Annotated in this window: 15 protein-coding genes and 1 other RNA gene; 12 read left to right on the top strand and 4 right to left on the bottom strand. The window is 55.4% G+C overall.

Translation table 11 applies throughout. The features are described from left to right. Positions 1-28: 28 nt before the first annotated feature. Entirely contained in the window at positions 29-796 is a 768-nt protein-coding gene (locus J9870_RS03890; protein WP_210642785.1) for an FCD domain-containing protein, read from the bottom strand. Positions 797-1057: 261 nt separating this feature from the next. Between J9870_RS03890 and J9870_RS03885 the strand changes: the two genes are divergently transcribed. The 8 genes from J9870_RS03885 (at position 1058) to J9870_RS03850 (ending at position 11010) form a co-directional block, all read left to right on the top strand. Next, positions 1058-2752: a lactate permease LctP family transporter gene (locus J9870_RS03885; RefSeq protein ID WP_210642784.1), complete on the top strand. Its 1695-nt coding sequence runs from the start codon at positions 1058-1060 to the stop codon at positions 2750-2752. A gap of 151 nt (positions 2753-2903) precedes the next feature. Continuing rightward, positions 2904-3728, top strand: a complete 825-nt coding sequence (locus J9870_RS03880) for a (Fe-S)-binding protein (protein WP_210642783.1) — start codon at positions 2904-2906, stop codon at positions 3726-3728. Beyond that, complete coding sequence (locus tag J9870_RS03875) at positions 3725-5182, top strand: LutB/LldF family L-lactate oxidation iron-sulfur protein (RefSeq protein ID WP_210642782.1); 1458 nt, start codon at positions 3725-3727, stop codon at positions 5180-5182. The genes J9870_RS03880 and J9870_RS03875 overlap by 4 nt, the downstream gene beginning before the upstream one ends. After that, positions 5179-5850, top strand: a complete 672-nt coding sequence (locus J9870_RS03870) for a lactate utilization protein (protein ID WP_210642781.1) — start codon at positions 5179-5181, stop codon at positions 5848-5850. The genes J9870_RS03875 and J9870_RS03870 overlap by 4 nt, the downstream gene beginning before the upstream one ends. Next, a complete protein-coding gene (locus J9870_RS03865) occupies positions 5847-8657 on the top strand; it encodes an FAD-binding and (Fe-S)-binding domain-containing protein (RefSeq protein WP_210642780.1) in 2811 nt (936 codons plus the stop codon). The genes J9870_RS03870 and J9870_RS03865 overlap by 4 nt, the downstream gene beginning before the upstream one ends. A gap of 127 nt (positions 8658-8784) precedes the next feature. Continuing rightward, the gene (locus J9870_RS03860; protein WP_210642779.1) at positions 8785-9075 is read left to right on the top strand and encodes a hypothetical protein; all 291 of its coding nucleotides are present in this window, start codon (positions 8785-8787) and stop codon (positions 9073-9075) included. A 94-nt stretch (positions 9076-9169) separates the two neighbouring features. Beyond that, positions 9170-9568, top strand: a transfer-messenger RNA (tmRNA) gene (gene ssrA, locus J9870_RS03855). Between the two features lie 185 nt (positions 9569-9753). After that, the gene (locus J9870_RS03850; protein WP_210642778.1) at positions 9754-11010 is read left to right on the top strand and encodes an integrase domain-containing protein; all 1257 of its coding nucleotides are present in this window, start codon (positions 9754-9756) and stop codon (positions 11008-11010) included. A 102-nt stretch (positions 11011-11112) separates the two neighbouring features. Here the strand turns inward: J9870_RS03850 and J9870_RS03845 are convergent, their stop codons facing one another. Continuing rightward, entirely contained in the window at positions 11113-13698 is a 2586-nt protein-coding gene (locus J9870_RS03845; protein WP_210642777.1) for a DEAD/DEAH box helicase, read from the bottom strand. Positions 13699-13944: 246 nt separating this feature from the next. Here J9870_RS03845 and J9870_RS03840 point away from each other — a divergent pair, with 246 nt between their 5' ends. Genes J9870_RS03840 through J9870_RS03825 form a run of 4 tightly spaced genes read left to right on the top strand, consistent with a single transcriptional unit; the run spans position 13945 to position 17753 of the window. Further along, a complete protein-coding gene (locus J9870_RS03840; protein ID WP_246883077.1) occupies positions 13945-14601 on the top strand; it encodes a hypothetical protein in 657 nt (218 codons plus the stop codon). After that, positions 14601-15974, top strand: a complete 1374-nt coding sequence (locus J9870_RS03835; protein WP_210642776.1) for a 7-cyano-7-deazaguanine synthase — start codon at positions 14601-14603, stop codon at positions 15972-15974. Before J9870_RS03840 ends, J9870_RS03835 begins: the two co-directional genes overlap by 1 nt. After that, positions 15971-17140, top strand: a complete 1170-nt coding sequence (locus J9870_RS03830; RefSeq protein WP_210642775.1) for an XRE family transcriptional regulator — start codon at positions 15971-15973, stop codon at positions 17138-17140. Before J9870_RS03835 ends, J9870_RS03830 begins: the two co-directional genes overlap by 4 nt. Next, entirely contained in the window at positions 17115-17753 is a 639-nt protein-coding gene (locus J9870_RS03825; protein ID WP_210642774.1) for a hypothetical protein, read from the top strand. The genes J9870_RS03830 and J9870_RS03825 overlap by 26 nt, the downstream gene beginning before the upstream one ends. Before the next feature lie 187 nt (positions 17754-17940). Here the strand turns inward: J9870_RS03825 and J9870_RS03820 are convergent, their stop codons facing one another. Both J9870_RS03820 and J9870_RS03815 read right to left on the bottom strand, forming a co-directional pair. Further along, the gene (locus J9870_RS03820; RefSeq protein WP_210642773.1) at positions 17941-18558 is read right to left on the bottom strand and encodes a hypothetical protein; all 618 of its coding nucleotides are present in this window, start codon (positions 18556-18558) and stop codon (positions 17941-17943) included. 1 nt (position 18559) lies between these two features. Continuing rightward, a complete protein-coding gene (locus J9870_RS03815; RefSeq protein ID WP_210642772.1) occupies positions 18560-19948 on the bottom strand; it encodes an AAA family ATPase in 1389 nt (462 codons plus the stop codon). Positions 19949-20143 lie beyond the last annotated feature (195 nt).

Here is a 20143-nt window from a genome sequence, read left to right as displayed (position 1 = left end):
GCAAGCTCGCTCCCGCAGGGTCCGAGCACTACATCCCCTTGCGCCGCTCCGCCCGCGCCACCCGCTGCACTTCCTGCCGTACCTCTTCCAAGACTTCCTGCACATACAAAATATGCCGGCTGGACACTTCCCGCGCCTGCTCGGCCTGCCCGTCCATAATGGCTTGATACAATTCTCGGTGCTGACTGATCAGCATGTCGCGGGTTTCGCTGCGCTGCTTGTACATACCGCCGATGTTGGTCACCACGTTGCGCTTGAGCAAGTCGAACAACCCCCGAATCGTGTGTAGCAGCACCGCGTTATGACTGGCCTCGGCGATCGCCAGATGGAACCGGGCATCGGCCGCACCCTCCTCTGCCCGGCTCACTTCATCGTGGCGGGAATAGCAATCCTGCAATTCTTCGAATGCCGCCTTGAGCCGCTCGCGGTCCACATCCGTAGCTCGCAGCGCAGCGTAATAAGCACAAGAAGCTTCCAGCGTATGGCGAAACTCCAACAGGTCACGCTGCGCCTCGGGATTGCTTTCCAACAGTTGCAACAGCGGATCACTGAAAGTCGAACCCAGCGACTCCACTACATAATTGCCGCCGCCCTGGCGGCTGACCAACAGGCCCTTGGCCGCCAGCTTCTGGATCGCCTCGCGCAACGAAGGGCGTGACACACCGAACTGTTCGGCCAGGGTCCGCTCAGCCGGCAGCCGCTCACCGGATTTCAGCGTGCCCTCAAGGATCATTCCTTCAAGCCGCTCGACAATATCGTCAGACAAACGGCGCTGACGAATCTGATCAAACCCCATAACTCGATTCTCCACGGTCCCGACGGCTCGCCGGGCTCTCTATTCTGGCCCATCCGGGCCCAGTCCACACCCACCAAAAACCGCTTTCACTCACGGATCAGATGCTCTCTGCACCGCTTATTCGACGAAAGTTTCAGGGCGGCAAATTGACACACGACAACCAAGGCTTTTACCCTAGCCAACAGCGATTGTAAATTGGTATTACCAATTAACCAAAGCGCTGGCAGTGCCTGACCAACAACAATTAGGGGCCCACCCACTATGCAAACCTGGCAACAGCTCTACAGCCCGCTCGGCAGCCTCGGCTTGTCCGCACTCGCGGCCGTCATTCCCATCGTATTTTTCTTCCTGGCCCTGGCGGTGTTTCGCCTCAAGGGGCATGTGGCCGGCAGCATCACCCTGGCCCTGGCGATTGCCGTCGCAATCTTTGCGTTCCAGATGCCCGCCGACATGGCCTTCGCTGCCGCCGGCTACGGCTTTGCCTACGGCCTGTGGCCCATCGCCTGGATCATCGTCGCCGCCGTGTTTCTCTACAAACTGACGGTCAAGAGCGGCCAGTTCGAGGTGATCCGCAGCTCGGTGCTGTCGATTACCGATGACCAACGCCTGCAAGTGTTGCTGATCGGCTTTTGCTTTGGCGCATTCCTTGAAGGTGCCGCAGGCTTCGGGGCGCCGGTGGCGATCACTGCTGCGTTGTTGGTCGGCCTGGGCTTCAACCCCCTATATGCCGCAGGCCTGTGCCTGATCGCCAACACCGCCCCAGTGGCGTTCGGCGCGCTGGGTATTCCGATCATCGTGGCCGGCCAGGTCACTGGGATCGATGCGTTCAAGATCGGCGCCATGACTGGTCGCCAGTTGCCGCTGCTGTCGCTGTTCGTGCCGTTCTGGCTGGTGTTCATGATGGACGGCCTGCGCGGCGTGCGGGAAACCTGGCCGGCGGCGCTGGTTGCCGGCTTGAGCTTCGCCGTCACCCAGTACTTCACCTCCAACTTCATCGGCCCGGAACTGCCAGACATCACCTCGGCCCTGGCGGCGTTGATTTCCCTGACGCTGTTCCTGAAAGTCTGGCAGCCCAAGCGCACCGCAGGCGCGCAGATTGCTGGCGCCACCTCGAGCGCAACGGTCACCGCCAGCGTCGGAGGTTTCGGCCAACCGCGCAGCACCGTGGCTTCACCCTACAGCCTGGGGGAAATCATCAAGGCCTGGTCGCCCTTCCTGATCCTAACCGTGCTGGTGACGATCTGGACCCTGAAACCGTTCAAGGCGATGTTTGCCGCCGGCGGCTCCATGTATGGCTGGGTGTTCAACTTCGCCATCCCGCACCTGGACCAGATGGTGATCAAGGTCGCGCCAATCGTGGTCAATCCGACAGCCATCCCGGCGGTCTTCAAGCTTGATCCGATTTCCGCTACCGGCACGGCGATTTTTTTCTCGGCATTGATCTCGATGCTGGTGTTGAAGATCAACCTTAAAACTGGTCTTACCACTTTAAAAGAGACCTTCTACGAACTGCGCTGGCCGATCCTGTCCATCGGTATGGTGCTGGCGTTCGCCTTCGTTACCAACTTCTCGGGCATGTCGTCGACCATGGCCTTGGTGCTGGCCGGCACCGGCGCGGCGTTCCCGTTCTTCTCGCCCTTCCTGGGATGGCTGGGGGTATTCCTGACCGGCTCCGATACCTCGTCCAACGCTCTGTTCAGCTCCTTGCAAGCCACTACTGCGCACCAGATCGGCGTCAACGACACCTTGCTCGTAGCTGCGAACACCAGTGGCGGCGTGACTGGCAAGATGATTTCGCCACAATCGATCGCGGTGGCGTGCGCGGCGACCGGGCTGGTGGGCAAGGAATCGGATCTGTTCCGTTTCACCCTCAAACACAGCCTATTCTTTGCAACGATCGTCGGCCTGATCACGTTGGCCCAGGCCTACTGGTTCACCGGCATGTTGGTGCACTGAGTACTACAGGCAATACCGAAAAAACCGACGCCGAACCTCGATTCGGCGTCTGCTATTGATCACCGGGTCTGCAAGGCTGCTGAAAGATTTCCTGTCTATATTTCAGCAGCCTCAGCGGACGGATAACCGGGACCACCCGGAGACACGCCTGATGAGCGAGCTTTTTTACAACGCCGTGCCGAACGCGACCCGTGTCGCCCCGCCATTGCCCGAGCCTCGGCAGTACCCTAGCGAAAAACCGCAACGGGTCTACCTGTTCGGCACTTGCGTGGTGGACCTGTTCTATCCCGAAGCCGGGATGGATGCGATTCACCTGCTGGAGCGCGAAGGAATCCGGGTGGACTACCCGCAAGGGCAAAGTTGCTGCGGCCAACCGGCCTACACCTCGGGATACACCGAACAGGCACGGACGGTAGCGCGAGCGCAACTGGCCCTGTTTGCTGGCGATTATCCGGTGGTGGTGCCCTCGGGCTCCTGCGCTGGCATGCTGCGCGAGCATTACGCCGACTTGTTCAAGGACGAGCCCGACACGCTCGAACAGGTTCGGGCCCTCGTGGCCCGAACCTATGAGCTGGCCGAATTCCTGCTGTTTGTCTGCAAGGTGCAGCTGCAGGACAGCGGCGAGCCGGTGAAAATCGCGCTGCATACGTCCTGCTCGGCCCGGCGTGAAATGAACACCCACCTACATGGTCGTGCGTTATTGGCGCAGTTGGGCAACGTGGAGCGCGTCGAGCACAGCCATGAAAGTGAATGCTGTGGTTTTGGTGGCACGTTCAGCGTGCGCATGCCGGATATTTCCGGCGCGATGGTGGCCGACAAGACCCGCGCGCTGAAGGAATCCGGCGCGCATCAGGTCGTCAGCGCCGACTGCGGCTGTTTGATGAACATCAACGGCGCGCTGGAAAAACAGCAGGAGGCGTTACGCGGTCAACACCTGGCGAGTTTCCTCTGGCAGCGTACCGGAGGTGCCGCATGAGCACGCCGACGCTGATCCCGACCATTGAGGTGCAGGAAGATTTTCGCGCCCGGGCCCACAAGGCTTTGGACGACACGCAACTGCGAAACAACTTTCGCAGCGCGATGGATTCACTGATGACCAAGCGGGCAACGTCCTTCAGCGATGCCCACGAAAGAGAACACCTGCGAGTGCTCGGCAATGCCGTCCGCGCCCGCGCGTTATCCAAGCTGCCCGACCTGCTCGAGCAACTTGAAACCAACCTGACCCGCAACGGTGTGAACGTGCACTGGGCGGAGACGGTGGACGAGGCCAATGGCATCGTCCTCTCGATCATCCGGGCTCACGAGGCGCGGCAAGTGATCAAGGGCAAATCGATGGTCAGCGAAGAGATGGAGATGAACCATTTCCTCGAGGCTCGGGACATTGAATGTCTCGAATCCGACATGGGGGAGTACATCGTCCAGCTCGATCACGAGAAGCCTTCACACATCATTATGCCGGCGATCCACAAGAACGCCGGTCAGGTCGCGTCCTTGTTCCACGACAAACTCGGCGTGGAGTACACCAAGGACGTCGACCAACTCATTCAGATCGGTCGCAAGGTATTGCGGCAGAAATTCTTCGAAGCTGATATCGGCGTCTCGGGCGTCAACTTCGCCGTGGCCGAAACCGGCACGCTGCTGCTAGTGGAAAACGAAGGCAATGGGCGGATGTCCACCACCGTACCGCCGGTGCACATCGCCGTAACCGGCATCGAAAAAGTCGTGGAAAACCTGCGCGATGTCGTGCCGCTGCTCTCGCTGCTGACCCGCTCGGCCCTCGGCCAGCCGATCACCACCTACGTCAACATGATCTCCGGCCCGCGCAAGCCTGACGAACTTGACGGTCCCCAGGAGGTTCACCTGGTGCTGCTGGACAACGGTCGCAGCCAGGCGTTTGCCGACAGCGAATTGCGCCAGACCCTGAACTGCATCCGCTGCGGCGCCTGTATGAATCATTGCCCGGTCTATACCCGAATCGGCGGTCATGCCTACGGCGAGGTGTACCCGGGACCTATCGGAAAAATCATCACGCCGCACATGGTCGGCCTCGCCAAAGTCCCGGACCACCCGAGCGCGTCTTCGCTGTGTGGCGCCTGCGGTGAGGTGTGTCCGGTGAAAATCCCGATTCCCGCGCTACTGCGGCGGCTGCGAGAAGAAAACGTCAAGGCGCCGGACAGCCCGAACCAAGTGATGCGCGGCCAGGGCAGCAAATACTCGCCCAAGGAGCGGTTCATCTGGAATGCCTGGGCCCGGCTCAACAGTTCGCCGCGACTGTATCGGCTGTTCGGTTTCCTCGCCACGCGCCTGCGCGCCCTGACACCCCAAAATATCGGCCCATGGACCCAGAACCACAGCGCACCCAAACCCGCCGCCCGCTCATTGCATGACCTGGCTCGCGAACACCTGAACCAGCAGGGAGACCGCCGATGAGCGCCAAAAACAATATCCTCGCCAAGCTGCGCAAAAGTCTGACGGGCGCCACGCCGGTTGCCGACAACTTCGATGTCGAGCTGGTGACGCAAACCTACCGCTACGCGCCCGAGCAGTGCATTCCACAATTGCGCAAATTGATGGAAGCGGTGCACACCGAAATCCATCTGACGTCCGGTGAAGGCTGGCCGGCGCTGCTGGCGCAGTTGCTGCGTGACCGCCAGTTGCCGAGTTTGCTCATCGCCCCGACCACTGCGCACGGGCAAAAAATCACACAGTTTTGGGCAAACAATCCCGACCTGCCACCTCTCAAGGCCTACGACCGCCCGGTAGAGGAATGGAAAGCCGAACTGTTCAACGACACGCCTGCCAGCCTGACCGGAACCCTCGGCGCCATCGCCGCCACCGGTAGCCTGATTCTTTGGCCAACGCGGGAAGAGCCGCGACTGATGAGCCTGGTGCCACCGGTGCATTTCGCCCTGCTCAAGGCCAGCGAAATCCGCGACAACTTCTATGAAGTGCAACAGGAATTCGAATGGGCCCAAGGCATGCCCACCAACGCCCTGCTGGTGTCAGGCCCGTCGAAGACCGCCGACATCGAGCAAGTCCTGGCCTATGGCGCCCATGGTCCGAAGGATCTGGTGGTTTTGATTCTGGAGGACCAATGACTCTTCCGGCTCCTTTCCTGCGTGATGTCCAGCAACTGATTCCGCCAAAACGACGTTTCGACGATCCGCTGTCGACCTTGGCCTTCGGCACCGACGCCAGTTTCTATCGGCTGATTCCGAAACTGGTGGTACGCGTCGAATCCGAAGATGAAGTGATCGCCCTGCTGAAACTGGCCCAACGAGACCAAGTCCCGGTCACCTTCCGCGCCGCCGGCACCAGCCTGTCCGGGCAAGCCATCAGCGACTCGGTGCTGATTGTGCTTGGGGATAACTGGAACGGCCGCGAGATTCGCGAACACGGCACACAGATTCGCTTGCAGCCCGGCGTGATCGGCGCCCAGGCCAATGCCTGGCTGGCACCGTTCGGGCGCAAGATCGGCCCTGATCCAGCCTCGATCAACGCCTGCAAGATCGGCGGTATCGTCGCCAACAACGCCAGCGGCATGTGCTGCGGCACCGCGCAGAACACCTATCACACCCTGGCCGGTATCCGCCTGGTGCTGGCCGATGGCACGCGTCTGGATACCGAAGACGAAGCCAGCGTGGCGGCTTTTCGTACAAGCCATGGCGAACTGCTGGACCGCCTCGCGACTCTGGGCCGCGAAACCCGCGCCAATACCGAACTGGCCGCGCGAATTCGCCACAAATACCGTCTGAAAAACACCACCGGCCTGTCACTCAATGCCCTGGTGGATTTCGACGAGCCTGTGGATATCTTGAGCCATCTGCTGGTGGGCTCCGAAGGCACCTTGGGCTTCATCAGTGCGGTGACCTACAACACAGTCATCGACCACCCGAACAAAGCCTCGGCACTGATCGTCTTCCCGGATGTGGAAACCTGCTGCAACGCCGTCACCGTGCTGAAAAGCCAACCAGTTTCGGCCGTGGAACTGCTGGACCGGCGCAGCCTGCGCTCGGTGCAGGACAAGCCGGGCATGCCGGATTTCGTACAGCATCTGTCGATCAATGCCTGCGCCCTGCTGATCGAATCCCGCGCCGCGTCCTCGTCGTTGCTACAAGAACAACTGACCCGAATCATGGCATCGCTGGCCGGCTTCCCAGTGGAAAAACAGGTCGACTTTACCGAAGACCCACGGGAAAACGCCCGGCTCTGGGCGATCCGTAAAGACACCTTTCCAGCCGTGGGCGCGGTACGCAAAACCGGCACCACGGTAATCATCGAAGACGTGACCTTTCCGGTGGAACAACTGGCCATCGGGGTGAACCGCCTGATCGAGCTGTTCGACAAACATCACTACGACGAAGCGATCCTTTTCGGACACGCGCTGGAAGGCAATCTGCACTTCGTCTTCACCCAAGGCTTCAACAACCCAGAAGAAGTCGCACGTTACCAGGCGTTCATGGATGACGTGGCGCAGTTGGTGGCGGTGGAATTCGGCGGTTCGCTGAAAGCCGAACACGGCACCGGGCGCAACATGGCGCCGTTCGTCGAGCTGGAATGGGGCAGCGATGCCTATCAATTGATGTGGCAGCTCAAACGCCTGCTCGATCCCAACGGCATCCTCAACCCGGACGTGGTGCTCAGCGAAGATCCGCAGATCCACCTCAAGCACCTCAAACCGCTGCCGGCCGCCGACGAGATTGTGGACAAGTGCATCGAGTGCGGTTTCTGCGAACCGGTGTGTCCATCCAAGGACCTGACCTTGAGCCCGCGCCAGCGCATCGTGATCTGGCGGGATATCCAAGCGAAGAAACGCGCCGGCACCGACACCACCGAACTGGAACGCGCCTACCAATACCAGGGCATCGACACCTGCGCCGCCACAGGTTTGTGCGCACAACGTTGCCCGGTTGGCATCAATACCGGCGAGCTGGTGAAAAAGCTGCGCAGCCGTGAGGCGACAAATACGAAAACCGCCAACTGGATTGAAGGAAATTTCGCCACCACCCTGCAAGGCGTGCGCTTCACCCTGCACGTCGCCAACGGCGCACGCATGCTACTGGGCGCGCCACGCCTGGCAAAGCTTTCGGCCTCGTTGACGCGGCTGTCCAAGGGTCAGGTTCCGCAGTGGACCAGCGCCATGCCCCAGCCGGAAAAGGCCATCCGCTTCAGCCCTGCCGTATCCGATGAACGCCCCAGAGTGGTCTACCTGGCGGCCTGCGTGTCGCGGGTGATGGGCCCGGCGGCAGGGGATAAGGAGCAGATGTCGCTGTACGAAAAAACCCAACGGCTGCTGGAAAAGGCCGGCTATCAGGTCGTCTTTCCCGACAACGTGGACAGCCTCTGCTGCGGCCAGCCTTTTGCCTCCAAAGGCTACGTAGAACAGGCCGAACACAAGCGCCAGGAACTGATCGGCGCACTGCTGCACGCCAGTCGCGGCGGGCTCGATCCTATCTACTGCGACACCAGCCCCTGCACGCTGCGGTTGGTTCAGGACCTTGGCGACGTGCGCCTCGATCTATACGACCCGGTGCGTTTCATCCGCACTCATCTGATGGATCGTCTCGACTTCACCCCCCAAGAGGCGCCCATCGCAGTACACGTCACCTGCAGCACGCAGCACCTAGGCGAAAGCCAGGCGCTGATCGACCTAGCGCGCAAGTGCAGCAAGAACGTGGTCATCCCCGAAGGCATTCACTGCTGCGGTTTCGCTGGCGACAAGGGCTTCACCACGCCGGAGCTGAATGCCCATTCGCTGCGCACGCTCAAGGACGCGGTGCAGCATTGCAGCGAAGGGATTTCCACCAGCCGCACCTGCGAGATCGGTCTTACGCAGCACGGCGCCATTGACTACCACGGGCTGGTCTACCTGATCGATCGGGTGACCCAGGCCAGGGCGACCTGAAGAAAAATAGAACCCTGGCGTAGGGTCGCAGTCCACTGATCAAGTCCCGCAAATGCGGGACCGTCCCTAAATTGGTAGCCGTACTGATGGCCGGCGATGCCTGCGCCCTCAGTTCAAGGAGAGACACATGAAACGCTCTGTACTGCTAGGTCTGTTCGTTACTGCCTCCATGCTGGCGTCGTCCTCATTTGCCGCCGGCGGCACGGAAAGCCTCTGCGAAACAAACCTGCAAACCATTGCCAACGCCAAAAACCAAATCCAGGCGCCAGACCTCAGTGCACGCGTCGAAGCCAGCGTCCAGCAAGCCAAAGCCCATCAGGCTCAGAACACCAAGGAAGGCACTGAGAAATGTATCTCTGAAACCACTCAAACCATTCAAGAGATCCAGAAGGCAAACAAAGACGGTAAAAACTCCTGACCGCTGCGGGCCAACCTTCGGGTTGGCCTCAGACGCGGATTGGCGTACACTGCAGCTGCTTGCCGCTTCAACAGCTTCAAGAAGCGCCAGGCTCGGGGCCGTTTAGGATTCGACGCCGGTTGCGAAACTTTAGGTGCATGCCGAGTTGGTAACAGAACTCGTAAATCCACTGTTGCAACTTCCTATAGTTGCCAATGACGAAACCTACGGTGTTGAAGCTTCGAACGACCAAATGGCGTTTGCTGCCTAAAACACTTCTGGCGCCTTCGGGCCCAGCAATCACCAGGGGATGTCTGTAAACCCAAAGTGATTGTCATATAGAACAGAATCGCCGTGCAGTACGTTGTGGACGAAGCGGCTAAAACTTACACAACTCGCCCAAAGCACCCTGCCCGTCGGGTCGCTGAGGGTTAACTTAATAGACACGGCTACGCATGTAGTACCGACAGCGGAGTACTGGCGGACGGGGGTTCAAATCCCCCCGGCTCCACCATTTCATCATCTAAAGACGTCCACGGACGTCTTTTTTTGTGCCTGGAATCCAGTAAATACAGGGCTTCCAGCGCCATCAGCGTCCCATGACGTCCGATAAAATCTACAACCATTGGTATTCCACATGGTATTCCAAGCCCTTCAGTGGTAATTTTTGGAATACCAAACGATGTCGTAGAATACCTATTGTGCGCTCAAGCCACCCGCCTCTCTGATCGCCAGCTCAAAGCCATCAAGCCAAAAGACAAAGATTACGTCCTCAGTGATGGCGACGGCCTACAATTGCGAGTGAGAATTAATGGCTCTACGCTGTGGAACTTCAACTACCGGCATCTGGTAACGAAGAATCGCATCAACATGGGACTGGGCACCTACCCAGAGCTCTCTCTCGCGCAAGCCAGAAAGAAAACGGTCGAAGCTAGAGAACTGCTCGCGCTGGCCATCGACCCGAAAGAGCAACGCAATGCGTTGGAGCAAACAAAAAAAGCAGCCACTGAGCATACATTCGAGAACGTAGCTGCTACTTGGTTCGAGCTGAAGCAGGATGTCGTTACACCGGCCTATGCCGAAGACATATGGCGCTCTCTCACCCTCCACGTATTTCCAAAACTCGGAACTGTACCCCTCTCGCAAATCACTGCGCCGATGGTCATCGAATTGCTCCGCCCTCTGGAAACGAAAGGCAGCTTAGAGACAGTGAAGCGGCTGACTCAAAGGCTCAATGAGATCATGATCCATGGCGTGAACTCGGGAATAATCTTCGCCAATCCACTCAGCGGCATCCGGGGCGTTTTCAAAAAGCCGAAAAAACAGAACATGGCAGCCCTCCGCCCCGAAGAGCTGCCAGAGCTAATGGTAGCCATCGCTAATGCGAGCATAAAAAGAACAACACGTTGTCTGATCGAATGGCAACTCCACACCATGACCCGTCCAGCGGAAGCCGCCACGACTTCCTGGGCCGACATCGACCTCGACAAGAAAACGTGGACGATCCCAGCGGAGCGTATGAAAAAACGACGCGCTCACGTCATACCTTTGACCGAACATGCACTTGCCCTGCTAGAAACGATCAAACCCTATAGCGGCCATAGGGAGTACGTATTCCCTGCAGACAAAGATCCGCGAACTCACTGCAATAGCCAGACGGCAAACATGGCCTTGAAACGCATGGGCTTTGAAGGTCGTTTGGTAAGCCACGGCATGCGGTCCATGGCCAGTACCATCCTGAACGAACAGGGGTGGGACTCGGAGCTGATCGAAGTCGCACTTGCGCACGTAGATAAGGACGAAGTGCGTAGCGCCTACAATCGTGCGGATTACATTGAGAGAAGACGCCCGATGATGATCTGGTGGAGCGAGCACATTCAGCATGCAGCTACCGGTAGTTTGTCGATCGCAGCCGTTCAGGAGACAAGGGGACTGAAACGAGTATCGACCGGCTAACCACACCTCACATGCCCAAAGTCGAGGAGCGGGAAGGAGAAACAAGAGTAGTGAGAATTGAACAAGCGCCCCTGCCTCAAATCAGGGACGCTTCAGATACAGCTATACCTCTTCCATGTATTTCACGGCAGGTCTACTTCGCAGGTACTTGCAGATCGAAGCGAAGTCGATGCCACGCTGCTTGAGTACATCAGCTGCTTCCGCCTGCCACACCAGATCGCCTTGCTCATAGAAGCTTGCGCGGAGCTCCCGTACCGTCTGCAAGGCGTGCTCTGCAAACCTGCGAAAATCACTGAGCTCCCAGTACAGCAGCCCATCGGCGTGAACCACTGCAGCCTGCCGGATTTTCCGCGCCGGAGTCACCAGTACGGTCAGGAAGTCGCAGCCCTTGGACTCCTCGACATTCAATCTCATCCAATCTGGATGGGAGGTTGCCTGCCGAGCCTTGTTCACAGCAAGGGTACCGTCTGTAGTGTCGACATAGTCTTCAAAAACGATGCACTGCGAGTCGGAAATCCACCAAGGATCAGGTGAGCCATCTGATTCGATTTTTCCGGCACTGAACCCGAGCAAGCTTCCCAAGTCTTTTTGCGCCAGCTCAAAAGTATCAGGATGCTGAAGCCCTTCAAGGATCAACTTTTCTTTCTTTGCGAATTCACGGTCATGAGTTGCTCCAAGGCGGGTCAGCTCAGCGCCGACCCGTTCAACTTGACGCTGCAGCGCGATGTCATCGGACTGAGCCGTTACAGCGTCGTTGACCTCTCGGCGAGCGAAGGCTGTGAGCCAGGTGATGTTGGGAGCGCATTTATGAGCGTCTCGAAAGTACTGTCTGGCCTTTGCGGCGAGCGAGGTAATACCGCTTTGCGCACCAAGGTGACAAGCCGAGCCAGCCAGGTAGTTCCAGAGTGCACGGTAGCCTCTGAGCTCCGGTGCAATGAGGACGCCTAGCACCCGCTCAGCAGAACTAACCGCACTTTCATAGTTGTGGTGCCAAAGCGCCGTCTGGTAATCGATTTCCCATCCCACCGCCTGGTGCAGCTCTTCGATCGCAGGTAGGAATTTCTGCTGGGCGCGCTTACGCTCTTCGACGATCTGATTGTTGGCTTGCTCCCAATCCAGATCGTTCTTCAAAAACATCTCAAAGTTTTCGATCAGATCGGCCAAGGTTGCGTCTTTGGACTGCAAGGCGCCGAAGGAAATCTCGGCCTGAAGCTCGGGATGGAAGAAGGGTCTGCGCCGAACGTCCGCCAGGTAGTCAGGCAATTCCTCCCCCGAAACCACGACCGCTGAATAATCTTCCAGTGACCGTGTGCAGCGGCCGATTGCCTGAACAACACGTGTCTGAATTCGCTCGTTATAAAGCGCATTAGCCCCCATCCGAGTCATTAGGAATCGTTCCTGAGAATTCACCGCTTTCGGCAGCCCCTCAATAAATAGCAGTCGGCATTCGTCGCCAGCGAAATCTATCCCGTCATACCGGTTTGCCACGACAGCAACTGCGTGATCGCAGTTGACGAAATCCGCCTTGGACTCCTCGATATCACCTGCGTGATAGACGGGATACTTCAATGAAGTATCGACCTGTTCTGCGATGGCATCCTCTGCCCGGTCACTGGGTACCAGGACGACGCTACGCCCAGCACGCTTCATCAGCTCAGTTCGCAGGACAGTTGTTTCGTCCGTTGTAAGAGACATTTCGGGAAAAATGAAGAAACGGCGCCCGACCCCTTGTGTGTCCCATCCTGCAGGAGCTGGCAGTCGTTTTATTGCCTTACGGCCGGTCAATCGCTCTAGATCACCGCCCGCACCCAAAGTGGCGGACATGTAGATCCGTTGCTTTGCGGCTCCAAACGCTGGGTGCGAGAACGTTGGAGGAAGAAGAGGACGTATCAGGATCTCCTGAGACGATAGATACACATGACAGGCATCGATGTGGTCACGCAGTAGTGACCATGGATACTTCAGGTCGCAGCCAGCGGTGTGTGTATCCAGTATTTCTACCAACTGAGGACTGAGCAAAGCAAGCGTTGGAGTAGCGAGCTTATCTACCCAAGTACGATCTACAACATCCTCCCAGACTCCGCGCAGCCGGGACAGATCTGTCGGTGTCAGATATGGCGTGAGTGCGTTAGCCAGGGCCTGATGCAGCACGCCGTGATTCGGTTCGAGTCGGCTTATGCGCAATGTCCAATGTGAAGCGATGTAGTTTTCGCTGGCATGCGCATCATCGACAAGAATGATGTCAGCATTGTCGAAATACGGGTTGGTGTTGAAGAGGCCAGAGTAGGTCGTAATCGCGATTTTTTCTGCCTGCTGGTAATCAGCTTTTGCGGAGGGCGAATACTCGCGCTGCTTGCCTACGAATGTAGCGACGGAGAGCCCGTATTTGTCGTTCGCCTGCTCTGCCACTTGGTGAACCAGCTGCCTAGTAGGGCACAGGTAGACCACGCGCTCTTTGTATTTCCTTCGACGCCACTCCGCGATCAGCAGACCCACAAGGGTCTTCCCACTTCCCGTCGGTAGCTGCAGCGCGACGTCTGAATGATCAAGGGCCGAGGCTGCATAAGCTTGCATCATCTCAGCCTGATGGGGCAACACATCTGGGAACTTGCGTCGTGTAAGTTCACGGAACAGCTTGTCTGGTGTCTCCGGCACTGACCCTCCGGTCGGCGGCGTCTTGAAAGCCATATTCTTCAATCCTTTTAGTTGATCCCCAGTGATATTTTCTACCGACGACAGACCCGACAGTTGACTGCGTCATCTGTATGACGGACGGGTCTTTATCTCAAGGTTTGAGCAACGGCTCAAGCCTGCTCACAATGCAGCCGGCCTTCGCAAATTTTGGTCGAGCCGTGATATTGCCCTATGCGACCCTCACTCTGGGAAGCCCAAAAATAGGAACTCTAGTGGACTTAAGCCCAGTCAGGGTATTTCTTGGCTTCAAAGCACCTTGACATTGTCAGATTTATTTTTGCATTATCTGACAATGTCAAAACCGGTATTCACTGGGGGCTGCACGAAATGAGCGATGGGCCACATAGAAGCTTGAAGTTGCGAAAGCCATGGAAAGAACTGGCAAAGCGAGCGGACCAAGACACCTACGATGCATCCCAGATCGCAGAGGCAACGACGCACGCAGTTGCCAGCGACTTCAAAATGGAGGTCTCGTGGCATCTGATGGAAGCCTTGAAAGCTATCTTTACGGGCGGTGATAACTCTCTGGAAATGCCGGAACTAGCGCTGGATCAACTTGAAAATGCGAAAGCCCTAGCAGCAGCCTCCGTTTTTGGAACGAATCTTGTGGAATGGAGCATCACCCTCATCCATGAAGGCAAATTTGGAATTGAAGCATTCCATGAGGCGGTAGGCCTCGCCGCCAAGGACCGCTGCCACGCAAACATACGGTCGATAGAAGAACACTACCTTCGCGACTCGAATGAGCAAAGAGCAGAGCACGTGAGTAAGAGACTCCAGAATGCCATTTCTACTCTATCGAGCACCCAACTCGGTCTGGATCTTGTGGGCCCAGAGGCCACTCGAATCCTCCCTCCTAGGAAGATGGAAGGTCTTGATGACGGGGTATCGTTGTGATGAATACCTTGCCGCCTAAGGAAATAGCTGTAGATATACTTGAACCTGACGCCCGCAAAAGAAACGGTGTGGTCCCGTGTTACATCGAGAAGAACATCGAGTTCGACCTCGAGGCTCTCGCATCCTTCTCATCCCATGACAAGTGGGAGCCCGTAACTCATGACGCACTACTTATAGCCGCTGCAGTCGAGTTCTGTGATCGCATCCTTGTCCGTAGCACCATGAGTTGGGGCAGGCGGTTCATCGTGCATGTTCCAGTACACGATGTTGAACGGTGGTCGAGTAACAAGGTAGATCGAGCGCTCGTCAACGCGCTGAACCTCCTGACCGGCGACGACTGGCACTTCAACTATCGATCTCGAAAACAAGCCGCACAGAGACCGCCACAAGGCCAAATAGCTTTTCCTTCCGATGCAGAGGCGGTCATTGCCTTCAGTGATGGAATGGACTCACGTGCGGTCTCTGAGCTAGAGAGCAAGCGCCTAGGTAAACGCCTGATTCGTCTTCGAATAGGGAGCAAACAACACGACATTTCAAAAAAGGAACGCCAAAGGATTCCATTCACGGCCATCCCATATTCAGTCAAACTTGATGACTCAAGAAGCGCCGAGAGAAGTGCGCGCAGCCGCGGATTCAAGTTCAGCATCATATCCGCAATTGCGGCGTATCTAATTGATGCTCCAATGGCCATCATCCCCGAAAGCGGACAAGGTGCCCTTGCACCTGTGCTCCTTCCTGTTGCACATGGGTATGAGGACTATCGAAATCACCCCGTGTTCACCAAGCTTATGGAACGCTTTATCGAAGCCCTTCTTGGTTATCGATTCCAGTACACCTTCCCTAGGCTTTGGATGACGAAAGGCGAGACCCTGCGTGAGTTTGTGGAAACCTGTGGCCCTCACGCGAATTGGATAACGACCAGGTCGTGCTGGCAGCAATCCCGACAGGTAGCCGTTTCAGGCGCGAGAAGGCAGTGCGGCATATGCGCCGCGTGTATGCTTCGCCGCCTTAGCGTCCACGCTGCAGGATTAGAGGAGCCACCAACGAATTATGTATGGGAATCCCTAGACAGCCCGACCTGGGAAACAGGCGCAGCAAAAGAATTCACCAGTTTTACTAAAGCCTTGCGACAATACGCTATCGCAGGGGTACTCCATTTCGAGCACCTTTCTTCGATTCGGGAATCTTCGCAGTACGATCTGATCAAACGCCGCAGAACGAGCGAACTGGCTCGAGCTCTGGCCGAGTCGCCACATGCCGTGGCGCAGAACCTTGACAGGCTCTTACAGCAACATGCCAGGGAATGGTCAGCATTCACGAGCGATATGAGATCAGAGTCGTTCGTGAGGAAGTGGATAGATGGCGCATCATGACCAAACCAGATTTTGAACTGAACCCAGCTGAGCTGGGTGAACGACTGAAGGTCGCGCGCGAAACGGCGGCCATGACCCAAGATGCAGCGGCCAAAGCAATTGGCTTTGCTCGAACCACTCTCGTGGCCATTGAAAAAGGGCAGCGCTCTGCAAGGCTTGACGAGATTCAGATGCTTAGCCGTTGTTATGGAGTATCTGCTAACTCTTTGCTGCGCCGAGAAGCGGTCCATGTGGATCTTGTTCCTCGTTTCCGCTCACTTCCGGACACCGGTGATGTCGGCATCGAGCAAGCTGCTCGGATGCTGAATGATCTCGTTAGGGCGGAAGTAGAACTTGAAAATATTTTAGGCATTCGGAAAACCTGGAATTATCCGGCCGAAAAAATCATCTTACCTGGCGATGTGCGCAAACAAGCAGAGCACGATGCACATAGCCTCAGAAACTGGCTAGGACTCGGAGATAGCCCGATTCAAGATCTGTTTTCGCTCATAGAGATGCAACTTGGAATTCGTGTCTATAGTCGGAGACTTGAATCGAAAGTGTCGGGGCTGTTTGCCTATGACGACGCCGTCGGCGCCTGTATGCTGATAAATGCAGTACATCGGAAGGAACGTCGAACCCAAACTGGCGCCCACGAGCTCGGTCACTTTATAGCGACGCGGCATCAACCCGAGATCTATCAAGCCGAAAAGTATGAGAACTCGCGTGAAGAACGGTACGCGAATGCTTTCGGTAGCGCTTTTTTAACGCCTGCTCGTACTGTCATGGAAAAGTTCAAGGAAGTGACCATTGGATCAACCCACCTCACTCGCCGGCACATCATCCTGCTTGCTCATTTCTTTGGCGTTTCACGCCAGGCAATGGTGATGAGGCTCGAAGAGCTGGACCTGACGAAAAGTGGAACTTGGGATTGGTTCATGGATAATGGCGGCATAACCGACGACCAAGCCCAACAAGTACTAGGCTCGATAGCTCATGATTCCCCGTCTATGGAAGGCGCGCAATCATCGAGACTTTTTTTGCTAGCTATCGATGCTTGGAAGAAGGATCTAATCAGTGAAGGGCAGATTTCGGATATGCTTAAGCTCGAACGGGCGAAGGTACGCGAGTTGCTTGATGAGGCAGAAGAGGATGAAGTTGATGACCTTTTCAAGCTGCCTCACTAATCAGGATAGCATTCTCGTTCTCGACGCGAGTGTCATCATAAACTTGCTAGCGACCGATCATGCAAACGCAATACTACAAGCACTTCCGACTCCTATTGTAGTCACGGAAAATGTCATACGTGAGATTGAGCAAGGGACAGTAAATGGCCGGCCAGAGTCGAAACAGCTTTTAGACCTAATCCACAATCGAATTTTAAGAAGTGAAGAGCTATCTAGCATTGCATTAGAGCACTTTTTCGACCTGGTATCCGGATCCACGGCGGCCTCACTCGGAGACGGTGAAGCCGCAACACTAGCGCTAGCACATAGCAACGGATATACAGCTGCCATCGATGAAAAAAAAGCAACAAAGATCTCCTCTGGACGCTTTGAAAGCCTGCGCCTGATTACAACTGTTGATATTCTCGCCTATGAGCCTGTACGGATTTCACTCGGAAATGAAGTCTTAGCTAGGGCCACCTTTCAGGCATTGAAAAGAGCCAGAATGCAAGTTCGTGAAAATCAATTCGAATGGATTCAAGGAGTTATCGGATCTGAAAACGTAGGCTTATGTCCAAGTATAAGGCGTCTTGCAAAGCTTCAGGCAGCAGAGCGTTGCCGTTATAATCAATAGCGGATACTGGATAGACACTTACATCTAGGGCTAGAATTGCCAAGACCTAAAAACTAGACAAGCTCAAGTAACGCAATCCTGCTGACCCTATACCTCCCAAAGCTAATGGCACATCCGCCTCGTATCACAGCACTATTTTACTAAAACGTGCCACACAAGCTTGGCGGACAGTTAAATTTTTACTATTTTACTGCCGCCCAGTAGCTCGGGCTAACAGGCTCTGAAAATGCGCAGGCAATTTATTCATCCCGCGATAGAAAAGCAGCTCCTTTGCGCGCTCAAGAGTTAACCCACTACTTTTTAGCTGAAGTTTTTCGATAGTCCAATGCCCCTTAGTGGTAAGTCCCTCCACGACTACACCCGGCTCATCTCCTACTTGCTCAAGAAATCCAATATGCTGCTCGGGTTGATCAAGATAAGGGTGCACGATCCAAAACACAGTAGCGTCATAGTCTTGACCTTCTTTCTCAACTGTATCTAAGTCGAGTTTAATAGAGAAGCCATTACAGTACTCACATACTACTACTAAATTCTTCGCATGAAATGTCCACTTCTGATATTTCCTCTTGGGCGCAATATGATCTCGGTGCGCCGTTCGTCGACCGACGGCTCCAACCGGAAGAGTGCACCATGCGCATCGACTATCTTGCACCTCCATTCCATGCCTCATTACCTCCGACCTGAAACTCTTTATTGCGTTGGTTCGTGATTTATCCCATTTCTCGGGACGATCGGCTTCGGGAATAGCATCCAATTTAGCCTGCACGAACGCATCTATAGTGGCCGGCTGATTAATTTTCAGCATTTCAATCGCCACCCAATACTTTATCGATAGTCGTCAGTATCTCCAGGAATGCGGGATTGTCGTCCGCCACTACATTACTGAGTCTATGTCTAATTTGTTGGAGCTTGGGGCGATCTATATTGGCGGAATTAGAAAGCATTTGAAGCGCATCAGAGAGGTCTCGCTCAACGTAGAAGTTCGTAGCTGCGCCAACTCCAAAGACTCTATAAAGGATGTTTTCGGGTGTTCTGCCGTAAACTTCACCCTCAAACGCACTGAATTTCCAGTGGCCGGCTTGATCAGTCTCTGCAACTACAAGAGAAGCAGATGCATCTACGTCAGAGACTAGGAAGTGGGAGTGAGTAGCAATCAATACATGTGCCGATTTCAAGTGCCGCAGTGCTTTTAAGAGAGTCGGTATATATCTGATCTGCCATGACGGATGCAGGCTAACTTCAGGCTCGTCTATGGTAATCACACACCCCTCCGCTGCGTATTCAAACAGGCGAGTGACCGTGCCAATGATGCATCGTTCGCCAGAGCTCAGATCGGAAAACGCAGTTCTTTGCCCATTCTTGTTGACTATTAAACGAACCTCATCCGCCAGACGCAGTTTCCGGATGATTTCCATCCCTTGTTCCCAAGATATACCGGTTTCATCGGTTTCGTCTCTGAGTGCTTCTACAGGTAGAGTAAATGTTCTTCTCCGGCGCTTAATCCCAGGATTAACTGTCTCTGCAGTTTCGCAGAGCGCACCGAGCCGGCCGAAAAACAAGCCAATATCGGCTTCTAATATTGGCCTACCACCTCTATCTTGTAAAAAACTGATGTAATCTGCCATACTTCTAAATTGCGTCCGCCTTGCAATGCGATCAAGATCTGCGAATCCATCGGCGCTAAAGGCTTCAATGGTCATATTGCGCAATTCAATTTCAAAACTACCACTAATATTAAGCACCTTCAGCCACTCACCTATTGCTTGTCGATAGCCATCCGATTGGAGGCCATTTAAGAGGCTTGATATGACTTTCGCTTCGAGGGCTCCTGTCGTGACCATATTTGTTGCCTGGCGCAGACCTAAATACCGGTAAAAGGAATTATCATCATTGCGTGAGTATCGAAATTTATCTGTAGGTAGGTGAGCAACGGCCAACGCACTACTTGGAAACGGAACATCTTCCAAATTGACAGGTTCATTATTCATATAAGCTGTAAGAGTTGTACCTTGTCGCTCCAAACTATACGTACTACCCCCACATCGAAATTCGATTGTTCCTGACTTAGGAAAACGAAAGTGCTTTGGCTGCTCTTCTGGCGACTTGAGTAAAACATGCATCATCTCGAGTTCATCTACCAGACTGGCGATTGCCGTACTCTTGCCAGACCCATTCGGACCAATGACAACCGTCACTTTCGGTCCTGATTTATTATCGTTGACGTCGTGTAAGGGAAGTGACATATGGTCCGACGTATATGACACAATGTAGAAAGGCTTTACTCCCACTATTTCTCTCCTAACTGCCGCTCATTCGCCTATCGTTTTTCGTACGGAGCGATAAAGTCAACGCGTTGCTATTCAGGTGCTGCACTGGGGCTACATGAACGA

The organism is Pseudomonas sp. Tri1, assembly GCF_017968885.1.
Taxonomy (GTDB): Bacteria; Pseudomonadota; Gammaproteobacteria; order Pseudomonadales; family Pseudomonadaceae; genus Aquipseudomonas.
Note: the sequence above shows the minus strand (reverse complement) of the source record. Positions and strands in the feature narration are given on the sequence as shown.

Bases quoted from the DNA above. Each gene is read 5' to 3' on its own strand.
- J9870_RS03890 (WP_210642785.1), bottom strand. From the start codon at position 796: ATGGGGTTTGATCAGATTCGTCAGCGCCGTTTGTCTGACGATATTGTC.
- J9870_RS03885 (WP_210642784.1), top strand. From the start codon at position 1,058: ATGCAAACCTGGCAACAGCTCTACAGCCCGCTCGGCAGCCTCGGCTTG.
- J9870_RS03880 (WP_210642783.1), top strand. From the start codon at position 2,904: ATGAGCGAGCTTTTTTACAACGCCGTGCCGAACGCGACCCGTGTCGCC.
- J9870_RS03875 (WP_210642782.1), top strand. From the start codon at position 3,725: ATGAGCACGCCGACGCTGATCCCGACCATTGAGGTGCAGGAAGATTTT.
- J9870_RS03870 (WP_210642781.1), top strand. From the start codon at position 5,179: ATGAGCGCCAAAAACAATATCCTCGCCAAGCTGCGCAAAAGTCTGACG.
- J9870_RS03865 (WP_210642780.1), top strand. From the start codon at position 5,847: ATGACTCTTCCGGCTCCTTTCCTGCGTGATGTCCAGCAACTGATTCCG.
- J9870_RS03860 (WP_210642779.1), top strand. From the start codon at position 8,785: ATGAAACGCTCTGTACTGCTAGGTCTGTTCGTTACTGCCTCCATGCTG.
- J9870_RS03845 (WP_210642777.1), bottom strand. From the start codon at position 13,698: ATGGCTTTCAAGACGCCGCCGACCGGAGGGTCAGTGCCGGAGACACCA.
- J9870_RS03835 (WP_210642776.1), top strand. From the start codon at position 14,601: ATGAATACCTTGCCGCCTAAGGAAATAGCTGTAGATATACTTGAACCT.
- J9870_RS03830 (WP_210642775.1), top strand. From the start codon at position 15,971: ATGACCAAACCAGATTTTGAACTGAACCCAGCTGAGCTGGGTGAACGA.
- J9870_RS03825 (WP_210642774.1), top strand. From the start codon at position 17,115: ATGACCTTTTCAAGCTGCCTCACTAATCAGGATAGCATTCTCGTTCTC.
- J9870_RS03820 (WP_210642773.1), bottom strand. From the start codon at position 18,558: ATGCTGAAAATTAATCAGCCGGCCACTATAGATGCGTTCGTGCAGGCT.